Below are 13,893 nucleotides of genomic sequence, written 5' to 3'. Positions count from 1 at the left end.
ATAATTGGTTAATGACTAAGATCCCGGTCAGAACGCTCAAATCTTCTTTTCAACGGGCCCGCATTACAGGTAGCTTCAGCATTCGCAGCATTCAGCAAATGCTGAAAGGAGCAGACATGAAACAGCATCTGCATCGCCACGATTATTATCATATGATGGTAATTGAACGTGGAGAAGGTGTGCATGAGATCGATTTCAATTCGCATAAAATAACCAACAGAACCATCTTCTTTATTCGTCCGGGTCAGGTGCATCAGCTGCAACTGAAAGCAGACAGCACAGGATATATGTTGCAGTTTGGAGCAGAATTCACCAGTGGCCGCGAAAAAGCCGCCGGCAAACTGCTTCGCAGCGCCAGCAATAAAAGTTATTATCAACTGGATGCTGCCAGTTTCAGCAAGCTCTCCAATCTGCTAGGTGAAACTTTGCAGGAATACACGGATAAGAATAGCCGGTACGAAGATGTGATCCGTGCCAACCTCGATGTATTGCTGATCTCGTTGCTCAGAATGCAAAACAATCCCACCACCACTTCAGAAAACAGTCTGCAGCAGGAGCAGCTGGATAAATTCCTCGAACTGCTCGAAGCCAATATCACTGAAGTGAAGCAGGTTTCAGCATATGCGGGCATGATGAATCTTTCGCCTTATCAACTCAATTCCATCACTCGTCAAATGCTGGGAAAGAACAGTTCGGAAGTGCTCAACGATTATGTGATACTCGAATCTAAACGGTACCTGCTTGCCACCGATAGTCAGATTAAGGAAATAGCCTGGCAACTGGGTTACGAAGACCCTTCGTACTTTGTCCGCTTCTTCAAAAAACATACCGGTTACTCGCCCGCAGATTTCAGAAACAGTTTCAGATAAGTACTACGGAATTCGATTTTTGTCCTGTTTCCCGGCTTTTGGCGAAACTAGCTTTGCATTCATAAAATTGAATTGCATGAAACCAAAAGCCAGGATAATACTATCGCTCAAAATCTGGAGTGTTCTATATCCATCCATTACTTTATTTATGGCCGCGTTCGGCGAAAAGCTGTCTGCATTGCCACTACCCCTGAGGACCATGCTTATTACCCTGTGTCTGGTACCCTGGGTTGTATTTGTGGGATTGCCATTCCTGGAATCGGTCATCCGGTTCGCTTCAGCGAAGAAAGAATCCACAGAAAAGGAATCTATCGGGAGAACTACATGACCCTTGCTCTGACAACAAAACCCGCTTTGATAGCGGGTTTTGTAATATTTCGATGCAACCTGTTCATTACATGGCTGCTTTCAGTTTTTCTACATCAAGCTTCTTCATGGGCATAAATGCTTTGGTGAGTCTGTCGATCTGCTCCTGTGAGCCGGTAGCGAAAGCCTGTTCCATAGCGGCATAGCTGATCTGCCAGGATACTCCGAACTGATCTTTCACCCATCCGCACTGCTCCGACTCCGGTACTTTGGAAAGCTTCTCCCAGTAGTAATCGATCTCCTGCTGATCTTCGCAGTTGATGATGAAAGACACGGCTTCGTTGAAATTGAAGTTGTGCTCATAGTTGTTTTCCATGAGAGCGAACCAATGATTCCCGAGCATGAAATCCGAATACATCACTGCATTCTCTTTTTCATTTGGTGTACCGGCAGGATAACGAACCCGGAAGCCATCCTTCGAATTTTTGAATGCAGCGAGATAGTAGTCGATGGCCTCATCTGCACGTCCGTAATTTTCTTTGATGAACATGAATGCGGGAACAATGGCAGGGCGCGGATCTCCATCGGGTTTGCCCAGCATCAACTGCCAGGAGAGACCGTACTTATCCTGTATCCACCCATACTTTTTGCTGAACGGATATTCGTTGAGCGGCATCAGCGCCGTGCCACCATCGGAGAGCTTATTCCATATTTCTTCCAACTTATCACCGGCAGCTTTTTCTTTGTCAGGCGACCCGGAAAAGAACAACGGATCGAAATTTACGATGAAAGAAATGCTGGGATTGAGTTTGAAATACGGACCTGCACTGATGGCCATGAACTCCTGGTTCCATAATGTAAATCCGATTACATCACAGTCTCCGGAAGGCGTATCGCGCAGCACAATACTGTGCAGTACTTTGGACTCAGGAAATATAGATGTGTAGAACGCTACTGCTTCTTTTGCTTCTTTATCGTACCACAAATGCGGGATGATCTTTTGCATAAACAATACATTAGGATGAAGAAATGATGGAAGTGGAACAACAAAAATAGTTCCTGCTCCCTGCAAAAGAGTAAAAATCTTATGCCAGCATTCTTGTGTGGGGCTATTCCGGCAAAACAGGCTCAGCCGCGGGAACCGGCGCTGCTGCCGGTTTTCCCCCTTTGGGTGCAAATGTGTTTTTCAGTTTCAGGAACCTCGATTCAATCAGTCTGTAACTCAGCCATGCCACCAAAACGGTGCAACTTCCTGCCAGCACATACAGCACAATGGTGGATACAACGGGCGACAATGGCCGCAGCACGTTCTGCAAAACCCTGATCATTGCCAGCAGCACAATGGTGTGATACATATAGATGCCGTAAGAAATATTGCCAAGGAAATTCAAAACCATGTTCTCTGTGCGGATGATGGTTCGTGGATTGCTGCTTACATTGAGAATCAGCCAGAGAAACAATCCTTCCAATAGTAAGAAGGAATAGAACTGATTGAAGAGTGCGCTGTAAATGATTCCTGCAACATTATCAGTTTCCACCAATGTTTTATGAAGTGTAAAACGAAGTACGATCAATCCAAGGAATAAGCATTGAATGCCGATGCTGAAGATCTGCTGCTTCATCAACCGCTCTTTGTGATGAAAGAGCAGCCAGGCACCGAGTCCACCCATGGCCATGGCTTCGAATTTCAGGGTTCTGAGAAAGGCCACCACCAGTCCGGTTCCTTCAAAAGCATCTTTGATATGATGCGTAAAAGCATAGAACGCAAAACGTATAACGATGATGCCGATAAACAACTGCAAAGCATATCGCTTGAAATATTTCATCAGTGGAGCCCAGAAGAAATAGAACTGTTCTTCCACACCAATGGACCAGAGTGGTCCGATGAAATTGAAGCCCCATAGACTAACCGCCAGATTGGGAAGGAAGAAGGCAAAGAGCAATGCGCCTCCTACAACAGGGTAGGGCTGATCGAAATCGAGATGCAGGTATTTCGAAACAATGGGAATTACGGCCATACCCAAAATAAGTACAATGTAGTAGAGCGGCCAGATGCGCAGAACGCGCCTCCAGTAGAAATGCCTGATGCTGATGGTGGATGTTTTTTTGTGCTCAACCAACAGCAGATAAGTAATGAGAAAACCGCTCAGCACAAAGAAAAACTCAACGGCAATGGCTCCGGAAGAAAATAATGTTACCCCTTGCAGGTTGAAGAGATTGTAGTTGTTTCTCATCATTTCTCCGTGCATCATCAGCACAAGAAAAGCAGCAAAAAAGCGGAGGCCATTCAGTCCTTTGAAATATACGCCAGACTCTTTCATGATATGGTTGCAGGATCTTTGATTGTCTAGGGATAGTGCAATTAGGGATCATATCGTATTGGAGGAGATCTGCTTCAGCGGAGATCGGTGCGGGATTTCAGAGGATGAGGCGGAAGATGGATGCTTAGCGGGACTAAGCGTTTCCGGGGTGTAAGATACTGCTTTCCCGGGCTTCTGCAACTATTTGCAGAAAGAAGTGTGAATCGATACATTTGTTGACTCATCAGATAACACTCGCATGAAATTCAGGATCGATAATGAGAAAACAGGCGCTGCCATGCTGCTTTTTGCCGGGGAAGAGAACCTTCACCGCAACTGGTTTGGCCGGGACAGAGCCAATAAATATTTCACCATAGCCTGGAACCGGGGGCCGAAACAGACCATCACCATCGATGGCAATCCATATGAGTTTCCTCAGGATTGCATACTCACGTTGTTATTCGACCAGAGTTACCAATTTGAGGATGCGAAGAACATTGTGGCCTGGCAGTTCAACCGGGAGTTCTATTGCATCATCGATCACGACAGTGAAGTGAGCTGTGTGGGTTTTCTATTCGGAACAACGGAGCATCTTTTCATTAAGCCGGCAGAATCGGACCTGCACCGGCTTCAATTGTTGCTGGATGTATTCATAGAAGAATTCAAAACTGCAGACCGCATACAGCACGAGATGTTGCTGGTGCTGCTCAAAAGGCTGATCATACTGGTAACGAAGCTGGCCCGTTCCGCCTACATACCCGAAACCAAAATGAAGGATGAGAAATTCCATCTGGTAAGGAAATTCAATCTGTTGGTGGAAGCCAATTTCAGAACGGAACACGCAGTGAGTTTTTATGCGAAACAGCTCTTCAAATCGCCCAAAACATTATCGAACCTGTTTGCCATCTATAACGATAAATCTCCCTCGCAGGTGATTCAGGAGCGCATACTCATCGAAGCCAAACGGCAGCTGACATTTACCGACCTGCCTGTGAAAGAGATAGGGTATGATCTGGGATTTGAGGATATGTCTCACTTCTCCAATTTCTTCAAGAAACTGACCCGCCAATCGCCACTCGATTTCAGAAATACCATTGCAATTGCTGAAGAAGGGAAAAAATTGCAAGTGTCCGGGAAATCCACGCATTAGCCAGGGGGCTTTTTCATCGCAACTTTGTACTGTTGATTAAAACAAACAACTCAACAGCTAAAAAGATGAAAAAGCAAACTATCAGCAACCGGATCAAATCAGCAGCAATCGCAGTAGCCATCGGAGCCTCAGCCATCGCCAATCCTGCAGAAGCATCGGCGCAACAGGTAAAGAATGTGGTATTGGTTCACGGAGCATTTGCAGACGGATCGGGTTACAGAGGTCTGTATGAGCAGCTCGTAAAGAAAGGCTATAATGTAGTGGTGATGCAGAATCCGCTTTCTTCACTCGAAGATGATGTGAAAGCTACTCAGTCAGCGCTCGACAAACTCGACGGACCAGCCATACTCGCCGGCCACTCATGGGGCGGAGCGGTGATCACAGAAGCAGGCAATCACCCCAAAGTAGCCGGACTCGTATACATTGCGGCCCTCCAGCCAGACAAAGGCGAAACAGCAGGCCAATGGTTGCAGACAGCGCCTCCAGCACCGGAGAACGGAGTGCTTGCACCGGATGATAAAGGCATTGTTTACTACAGCAAAGAAAAATTCCATGCAGGATTCTGCGCAGACCTTCGCAAAGCAGCAGCAGATTTCATGTATGCATCGCAAGGCGCTTTCTATGCCAAAGGATTTGCAACCAAACTCACAGAAGCTGCCTGGAGAACAAAACCGAGCTACGCAGTAGTGGCCACAGAGGATAAAAGCATTGTTCCGGAAATTCAACGGGCTATGTACAAACGTTCAAATACCAAAGTAACGGAGATCAAAGGAAGCCATGTGGTATTCATATCTCAACCAGCTAAGGTAGCGGCAGTGATCGACGCAGCAGCGAAGGCAATATCAAAATAAGTTGCTTTTTCAGGAGGAAGCCTGTGTGCGCTTTGCACGCAGGCTTTTCCGTTTAGAGCAGCCCCAATCCGAAAACCTGATTGAAATCTACGGAATAAAAACCAGCGCGGCGGAAGGCTGCTGAAAACAGCTCTTTGAATTCAGTTAATGTTTCGGGAAGTTTATCGGGATTGGTGATCTCAATAGCTATATCATTGTAAACATCGTAGCCTTCCAGCAAATGAAGTTGACCATGTCTCCATATTTCCCATGTTCTTGCAGAAGAGTTTTGATAAAACAATTCATCCCAGCCCCCATTCAAAAGATAGTTGAGCCTTAAAGGATCTGTATTATCGAGTGCGCATTCCCGTTCGAGTTCACGCAATGTTATTTGCAGGGTATCGGCAGTAAATGCCGGATGGATTACCAGATGCATCAGATCAAAAAGATCTTTGTATCTGGGTCTGACCAAAGTCTGATGTAGTTTCCATGAAACCTGCAATGCAAGCGGTGCAGTGTTTTCAATGTTAAATGCTGTACCTCTCAATGGTTTATACTGCAAAAATACACCGTCTATATTTATTGGCAGATTGAAGGAAATATCGATGCGGCAGGGTGGACCTGTTTCTCCGTCAACTTCACAATCGAGATCGGTACTGGTTGTTGGAAAATCATCATCCATAGCATAATCGATCTGTCTCCAGAATGGGTTCTCTCTGAAACTCCTGAATTTTACACCATCGTTTCCATGTAATTCGCTGATGTCTGTAACCCATTTTTCAAATGAAGCCACAGCTTCCTCTTTGTGATCGAGTCGTCCATTAATATACACCCAATCAATGTCGTTGGGAATTCTATCTTCAGGGTTTGCGAAATATTGCCGTGTCAGATAACTGCCTTTAAGCATAAAAGGCAGATCAGTACTGGCAGCCCTTCGTAGAAAAGCTTCATATGCAATGATCTCAATATGTTTCCTGTCCGGATTAAATATCATAATAAATTATTTTGGGGAGGGTAACCATCCGTTATCGAGAAAAACATTATTGTCGTACACACAGTACTCTGAAATGTGTTTGAGCAATGGCAATTCTGACGCATGAATATCCTGTATCAGCCCATGTACTCTTTTTTCAAACTTAAGCCTGGAGCCGAACTCACGCAGTGTAATGAACCGGATATTTCCTTTTTTATTCAACGCATTCAGAGAAAGATGTGCTTTATGCTGTTCGCATAACTCTTGAAGATTTCGGGATACTTCTCCTTTTATCTTTCCATGCCACTCAAAATAAGGTTGATGATTAGATGCAGGTTGTTTCCATGTTTCAAAACAATAGGCAGGGATTTCGATCTTCAATCTTTTTACCAGCCAGCTTTTTTCTATCAGTTCTTCCGAATATGATGTTGCAATAATTAAGGCCTCCTGAAGATTGGCACAAACCACCACCTTGTTGAACATTGGCTGTTCAATAAATTCTCCTCTTTCCAATTCAATCAGGAGTGGTTTTGCATTTCGATCTATGCAAAAATCAGTGAATGCCGGTATTTCTGCAGGAGAAAGCGGAACGGTGGTAATATGCAGCTCAAATGGAACAGGGGTATCCGGCATGTATGTTAATATTTACAAATCCAGGCTGGAAATTACTTAAATAACCGTAAAAGAAAAATGCTTTGCGGCAATTCTTCCTTGTTTCATGATTATCGTACCTTCCCTCCGTTATGATACTGCAATACAATCCCAAAAGAGAAGTGATACTCGATACAGTGCGGCTGCCATTCGGCATCTCCAGAGAGATTGCACGCGTATTGCTCGGCAATACTCACAAAGAAGAGAACGAAGAGTTTCACTTTCCCGACGAAGAGCCCATCAATCAACGAAGGGATGTGTACAACAGAATGGATGCATCCGGAGAATATTTCTTTCTGCTTTACGACCGCAATGATCTGCTGAAAGAAGTGGAAATGCATCATTGCAAAAAGATCAGGGTATTCGATATTGAATTCGGATTTACGGATGATGTGGATCTTATTGCTGAAGAGCTGTCTGCGCATGTTGCCATTACAGAGCAGGAAGAAGGTTCGTACTCATTCAAAGATCTCGGCATCAGCATTATCAGCGAAAAACAAATGGGAGGGGAGGAGAGCAACAATCTGGCTTATTTTTACTGCACTTCAGATACGGGTCACTGGGAGAAACAGTGAACTGATATCACAATGTTCCTGCCCGGTATTTCCTGAAATGGGCAGCAGGTCTTAAATTTCATTCTTCATCCATTTACAGATTCTCATTTCTGCCTACATTAGTGTATCTGATTGCGTTAGACGTTCTATCAGCGCCCCGCCTGCCTTAGACTGATTGCATTTCGATCAATCACTAATCAACACATAATGAAATCAATTCTTTGGGCAATCGCATGCTGTGGTTTGTTTGCAGCCAGCTGCAACAACATAAAGGCAGACAGCATTTACTACAATGGAGAAATTGTAACAATGGAAGGGGATTCCGCTGTCTATGTTGAAGCCGTTGCTGTTAAAGACGGAAAAATAATTTTTGCAGGAAAACAATCAGAGACCGAAAAATACAAAGATGATTCAACGGCCATGTTCGATCTGAACCATCATGCCATGTTTCCCGGATTCATCGACGGGCATGCGCATTTCGGAGGATTTCAGGCACAGGCCATCGGTGCGCAGATACTTCCTCCGCCCGATGCCAAAGTGACCAATATTCCGCAGCTGCTGCAAACCCTGCGGGAGTGGAATACTCCCGACAACCTTTCTCTTACCGGATGGATCTTCGGAATGGGATACGATGATTCGCAACTCGAAGAACGCAGACATCCCACCAAACTCGATCTCGATTCGGTTTCAAAAGACATTCCGATAATGGTGATCCATATATCCGGACATTTCTGTGCAGTGAACTCAGCCGGATTGAAAGCGCTTAACATCACTGCTTCAACGCCAGACCCTGCGGGTGGTGTAATCAGAAGGATGCCGGGCTCACTGGAACCCAATGGTGTGCTGGAAGAACTCGCAGCCATTCCGAATTTTCAGGTAGCCATGGCTCCAAAAACACCGGAAGCGGCTGCGAGATTTCTCACTGCTGGTCAGGATATGGCGCTGAGTTACGGCTATACCACCGCACAGGAAGGAAGAGCGATGGATAGTCATCAACTGCTTGCACAGGCAGCAGAAAACAAGTTCTTCAAACTTGATGTGGTTGCTTATATCGATTATGCCTACTCCAAATACATGCATACGAAATGGTACGACAGCAACTATCAGAACCACTATCGCATAGCCGGGCTGAAACTCACGCTGGATGGGTCTCCGCAGGGGCGGACTGCATGGCGCACCATTCCCTATCTGCTGCCTCCTCCGGGGCAGGACAGTTCCTATAAAGGTTATCCTGCCATACCCAACGATGCCGATGTAGCGGCCATTTATGATTCTGCCTTTAAAAATGGCTGGCAGATCATCACACATACCAATGGAGATGCGGCGGTGGATCAGATGATCCGATGCATCAAACCCAGCATTCAGCAATATGGGAACGCTAAAAGAAGAGATGTGATGATACACGGACAGTATGTCCGTGAAGACCAGCTGGACTCGCTGAAGAAATGGAATATCATGGCATCGTTGTTTCCATTGCATACATTCTACTGGGGCGACTGGCATAAGCAACTGATTGGAGATTCGCTTGGGAATCTCATCAGTCCAACCAGAAAAGCACTCAAAAAAGGATTACACCTTACCATTCATACAGATGCACCCGTAGCGCTTCCCAATCTCATGCGCGTGATCTGGACGGCAGTTGCACGAACATCCAGATCGGGCGCCATCATCGGAGAACAGGAGCGATTGACGCCTTACGAAGCACTGAAGTGCATCACAGACTGGAGCGCATATCAGCATTTTGAAGAAAGCAGAAAGGGAACCATCACCAGAGACAAGCTGGCTGATTTTGTTGTACTGGATAAAAATCCACTGAAGGTTCCGATGGATGATATCAAAGACATTGTAGTGCTGGAAACCATCAAAGAAGGCAAGAGCGTGTACAAAAAATAACCAATGATGTAACCAAAGGCCATGCGGGGTACGAATATCCGGCATGGCCTTTTTGTTTGGTGTACAAATAACTCAACACAATGCAATAATCGCTTAGTCAGGATAACTTGATTGGTAGTAGTTTAATGCCTGCACCAAAACATACTGTATGCAGAAAACCACTACACCAATGTGGCGGCTATTGCTTGTCATCATTTTACTGTATTCTTCTTTCAATGCATCGGCACAAACACCGTTGCTCTATCTTCAAAACGGCAAACTGGTTTACACTCCTTACGCAAACCAGGGACAGACTGAGGCAGTCAATCATGTTCCAGATTTTTCCAATGCAGGTTATCGCGGTGGCGGCGTACAACTTCCGGATATTCCAGTTGCAGAAACCGTAAATCCGCAGCAGGGAGATTGCCGGGCGCTGATTCAGGCTGCGATCGATCGCGTATCGGCGCTAACGCCCGATGCCAGCGGGTTCCGCGGCGCTGTGCTGCTGAAAAAAGGATTGTATCTTATTGAAGGTACAATCACTATCCGCGCCTCCGGCGTTGTATTTGCGCGGCGAAGGCAATGGCATCGATGGCACCGTGCTCGATGCAACACAGAAATCACAACACACCCTCATTGTTTTGCAGGGCAGCGGCAGCGGCTATGGAGAGATAGCCGGCACCAAGGCACGCATAACACAGAACTATGTAGCCACCGGCGACAAAAGTTTTGAAGTAGCAGCCGGACATACATTTGCGCCCGGCGATAACGTAGTGATTCAACGCACGCCCAATGATGCATGGATCACGCTGCTGGATATGGCGCAATACGGATGGGCAGCATCCGGATACAAGACCACCTTCGAAAGAAAGATCACAGCAGTGAACGGAAACACCATCACCATTGATATTCCCGTAATGGACCCGATGGAAATTCAATATGGCGGAGGCGAAGTATTTAAATCGAATATCACCGGTCGCATTGCAGAAAGCGGCGTAGAGAACATGCGTCTGGAATCAGACTTTGAAGGCGACAGCGATGAAAACCACGGCTGGAACGGCATTCAGTTCAATCGCGCTGAAAACTGCTGGGTGCGCGATGTGGTGGTAAAGTATTTCGGATATGCAGCTGTAAGCCTTTCAAATATGAGCCGTTTCAATACCGTGCAGGATTGCGCAATGATCGATCCTAAGTCGGTAACAACAGGCGGCAGAAAATATTCTTTCAATCTGGAGGGCAATGCTACTTCCAATTTGTTTCAGCGTTGCATCACCTGGGGAGGCCGTCACGATTATGTGAGCGGATCGAAAGTGCCTGGCCCGAATGTTTTTCTGGATTGCGTTTCAGAAAATACACAATCGGATATTGGTCCGCATCACAGATGGGCCACCGGTCAGTTGTATGATAATATTTATGGCGGACAAATTCAGGTGCAGAACCGAAAAGCCATGGGAAGCGGACATGGATGGGCAGGGGCGCAGATCATGTTCTGGAATTTGCAATCCACTAAGAGTGGCATCAAAGTGGAGAGTCCTGCTGCAGCCATGAACTGGGGAATCGGATGTATCGGCACCGCTAAGAACGGGACGGGATACTGGGAAAGCTGGGGCACACACCTGCTGCCAAGAAGCCTTTATCTGCAACAGCTCGAAGAGCGTCTGGGAGCAGCAGCAGTACAGAACATTGCAACAGCAGATCAGCTGAACAATACGCTGCGGGCGCTTTTGCGCACACGCATAGCGCAAATTGCAAATGAAGCAAAAGTGTACCTGCCGGAGATTCCCGGCGGAAATACAGCAGCATTCGATATCACCGATAACGGCGGTGTGGTAACAGCACAGTTTGTGAGCAACAGACCGCTGGAGAATTTCCCGAATATCATCGATAACGATATCAATACGAAGTATTATCAGAACGGAAAGAAAGCGCTGTGGGTGCAGTACCGTTCAACGGTTCCGGCCATTGTTACAAGATACACCATCACATCAGCCAATGATGTGGAAGAAAGAGATCCGAAAGACTGGAATCTGCAGGGCTCCAATAACGGCACCAGCTGGACGACCATCGATACCCGTACGAACGAAGACTTCCCCACGCGGCTGCTCACCCGAACATTTGAAATCAGCAACACAACAGCCTATCGTTATTACAGACTCAACATACTCTCAAATGGCAATAACAACAATACGCAATTTGCAGAGTGGGAGTTATGGCAACGAAAATTGCAGACGATCTCCTTTGGGGATATTCCTGCCATCACATTCGGAGATGATCCTGTAGAACTCACGGTAAGTTCCAGTTCAGCATTGCCTGTTACGCTGGAGGTTGTTTCGGGAAATGCTACAGTGAATGAAGAAGGCATACTCACCGTGAATGGGGCAGGAGAGATCGTACTTCGGGCTACACAAGCGGGAGACACCAATTATTTTCCGGCAGCACCGGTTGAGCGCATCATTGCTGTAGAGAAGGCAACACAGACCGTTACATTCGAGCCGATCAGCGACAGAACTTACGGAGATGCGGCATTTACTCCGCAAGCCGCTTCTGACGCACATCTCCCGGTTACCATTGAAGTGGTATCCGGATCTGTTTCATTGAATGCTGAAGGATTACTGAGCATCAACGGAGCGGGTGGCGTAACGCTGAAAGCTTCACAGGCCGGCAATGAAAACTATCTTGCCGCCTCGGCAGAAATAAGTTTCAATATTGCCAAAGCTGCTCAGCAGATCAACTTCCCGTATATCAGCAGTCAATTGAGAACAGCCACACTTACACCAGGTGCAACGGCCAGTTCCGGCTTACCGGTAAGTTACTTTGTAGCATCAGGCCCGGCAAGTGTATGGGGTGATGCCATCCGATTCAATGGAGAAGGTGAAGTGGTGTTGAAGGCGGTTCAGCCGGGAAATGAAAACTATCTCGCAGCAGATACGGCAGATCGCAGGTTCATAGTGTACGGAACAGAAAGCAAAACGGAGAAATTCAAACTGGTGATTGCGCCGAACCCTACACGCGGACCATTGACGGTGCTTATTCTGAACAAGATGCGGGACAAGCAGTATACGTTCAGGCTTTGCGATCAGAATGGACGAGTGATCAGTTCCTGCATCATTGCAGGGAATAGTCTGGTGAGTGTAGCGCATTTCAATTTGTTTAATCAACCAAACGGAACGTATTACCTGTATGCAACCAATGGCGAAGAGCAGCTGGTAAGAATAATAGTGAAGCAATAAAGTTGCTTATCCGAAGAACGTCATTTAAGAATAGAGGTAAAACAGATGAAACCCGCCTTTGGAGCGGGTTTCATCATTATGACCGTTTCATATCAAAAATAAATTTTTATACAGAAGCAACCGACGTTAATGCTGTCGCGTAAGATTGAAGTGTAAAGAAACCACGGATCAATTCTACCGTCACAATTAATCAATCATTACATGAAACTTACATTATTAGCGCTGTTGCCGGCGCTGGCAATATCTTTTGTCAGCTGCAGTAAAGACAATAACAATGAAACACCAGAAACAAAACTGTCTGTAAAGTTATCTGCCAATAGTACATTAGGCTCCATATTGGTGGATGGGGATGGTCGTTCTCTCTATTATTTCGCCAATGATGCGGCAGGCGCCAATACCTGCACAGGCGGATGCGAACTGGTTTGGCCGGTTTTCAATGCAGATAATTTAACAGCCAGTGTTATCGGCAAAGGGCTTGATGCAAATGATTTCAAACAGATCACTACAACCAGCGGAAAGAAACAGCTTAGCTACAAAGGACATCCATTGTACTACTATGCTCCTGCAACAGGAGGTACCAATCAGCAGGAGGCTGCCGGCGCTACTGGTGGCGAAGGAGTGAATGGCGTTTGGTTTGTGGCTAAACCAGATTACAGCATTATGCTCGCAAATGCACAATTGATAGGCCACGATGGTAAATCCTATACATCAGCATATGTTGAAGGAGTTGGCAAAACCATTTACTTCACCGATGCCAATGGCATTACATTGTATGCATTTTCCAAAGACAAAAAAGACAAGAATAATTTTACTAAACCAGATTTTTCGAATAACGGCGTGTGGCCAGTGTTTGAGGGTGCAGTCGGTGCAGTGCCTTCTGTATTGGATAAAACATTGTTTGGTACAATCGATGTATTTGGAAAGAAGCAGCTGACTTACAAGGGATGGCCTCTCTATTATTTTGGGCAGGATAACAAGGTACAGGGTGCAAATAAGGGAGTGTCGTTTCCTGCGCCCGGGGTATGGCCGGTGCCTGTAAAAAATATTGCGGAAGCGCCTGTGTTCTAAAAGGTCTTATAGAAAAACAATGGCAGCCCCGCTATGTATGTAGCGGGGCTTATTATCCCTGTGACAGGTACACACAAAGCGGACCTTGCA

The 13,893-nt window shown here is 46.2% G+C and carries 11 protein-coding genes; 7 read left to right on the top strand and 4 right to left on the bottom strand.

Features of this window, described 5'->3' with window-relative positions; genetic code table 11:
* The first annotated feature begins 11 nt into the window (after nucleotides 1-11).
* Entirely contained in the window at nucleotides 12-869 is an 858-nt protein-coding gene (locus tag HHL16_RS11035) for an AraC family transcriptional regulator (RefSeq protein WP_169425261.1), read from the top strand.
* Between the two features lie 394 nt (nucleotides 870-1,263).
* Here the strand turns inward: HHL16_RS11035 and HHL16_RS11030 are convergent, their stop codons facing one another.
* Both HHL16_RS11030 and HHL16_RS11025 read right to left on the bottom strand, forming a co-directional pair.
* On the bottom strand, nucleotides 1,264-2,181 hold the full coding sequence (locus HHL16_RS11030; RefSeq protein WP_169425260.1) for a VOC family protein: 918 nt from the start codon (nucleotides 2,179-2,181) through the stop codon (nucleotides 1,264-1,266).
* Between the two features lie 103 nt (nucleotides 2,182-2,284).
* On the bottom strand, nucleotides 2,285-3,496 hold the full coding sequence (locus HHL16_RS11025; protein WP_169425259.1) for an acyltransferase: 1,212 nt from the start codon (nucleotides 3,494-3,496) through the stop codon (nucleotides 2,285-2,287).
* Between the two features lie 238 nt (nucleotides 3,497-3,734).
* Here HHL16_RS11025 and HHL16_RS11020 point away from each other — a divergent pair, with 238 nt between their 5' ends.
* Both HHL16_RS11020 and HHL16_RS11015 read left to right on the top strand, forming a co-directional pair.
* Nucleotides 3,735-4,625 carry a helix-turn-helix domain-containing protein gene (locus tag HHL16_RS11020; protein ID WP_169425258.1) on the top strand — a complete coding sequence of 297 codons (891 nt, stop codon included), beginning with the start codon at nucleotides 3,735-3,737 and terminating at the stop codon, nucleotides 4,623-4,625.
* Between the two features lie 65 nt (nucleotides 4,626-4,690).
* On the top strand, nucleotides 4,691-5,476 hold the full coding sequence (locus HHL16_RS11015) for an alpha/beta hydrolase (protein ID WP_169425257.1): 786 nt from the start codon (nucleotides 4,691-4,693) through the stop codon (nucleotides 5,474-5,476).
* Between the two features lie 52 nt (nucleotides 5,477-5,528).
* Here HHL16_RS11015 and HHL16_RS11010 read toward each other — a convergent pair whose 3' ends face one another.
* The gene (locus tag HHL16_RS11010) at nucleotides 5,529-6,449 is read right to left on the bottom strand and encodes a nucleotidyl transferase AbiEii/AbiGii toxin family protein (protein WP_169425256.1); all 921 of its coding nucleotides are present in this window, start codon (nucleotides 6,447-6,449) and stop codon (nucleotides 5,529-5,531) included.
* 6 nt (nucleotides 6,450-6,455) lie between these two features.
* Nucleotides 6,456-7,061, bottom strand: a complete 606-nt coding sequence (locus tag HHL16_RS11005; protein ID WP_169425255.1) for a hypothetical protein — start codon at nucleotides 7,059-7,061, stop codon at nucleotides 6,456-6,458.
* 110 nt (nucleotides 7,062-7,171) lie between these two features.
* Here HHL16_RS11005 and HHL16_RS11000 point away from each other — a divergent pair, with 110 nt between their 5' ends.
* The 4 genes from HHL16_RS11000 (at nucleotide 7,172) to HHL16_RS10985 (ending at nucleotide 13,803) form a co-directional block, all read left to right on the top strand.
* Nucleotides 7,172-7,654, top strand: a complete 483-nt coding sequence (locus tag HHL16_RS11000) for a hypothetical protein (protein ID WP_169425254.1) — start codon at nucleotides 7,172-7,174, stop codon at nucleotides 7,652-7,654.
* Between the two features lie 186 nt (nucleotides 7,655-7,840).
* Nucleotides 7,841-9,526, top strand: a complete 1,686-nt coding sequence (locus HHL16_RS10995) for an amidohydrolase (protein WP_169425253.1) — start codon at nucleotides 7,841-7,843, stop codon at nucleotides 9,524-9,526.
* Between the two features lie 506 nt (nucleotides 9,527-10,032).
* Nucleotides 10,033-12,735: a discoidin domain-containing protein gene (locus HHL16_RS10990; protein WP_206022381.1), complete on the top strand. Its 2,703-nt coding sequence runs from the start codon at nucleotides 10,033-10,035 to the stop codon at nucleotides 12,733-12,735.
* 201 nt (nucleotides 12,736-12,936) lie between these two features.
* Nucleotides 12,937-13,803 carry a hypothetical protein gene (locus HHL16_RS10985; protein WP_169425252.1) on the top strand — a complete coding sequence of 289 codons (867 nt, stop codon included), beginning with the start codon at nucleotides 12,937-12,939 and terminating at the stop codon, nucleotides 13,801-13,803.
* The last annotated feature ends 90 nt before the right edge of the window (nucleotides 13,804-13,893 follow it).

Source organism: Pseudoflavitalea sp. G-6-1-2 (assembly GCF_012927185.1).
Lineage (GTDB): Bacteria > Bacteroidota > Bacteroidia > Chitinophagales > Chitinophagaceae > Pseudobacter.
Note: the sequence above shows the minus strand (reverse complement) of the source record. Positions and strands in the feature narration are given on the sequence as shown.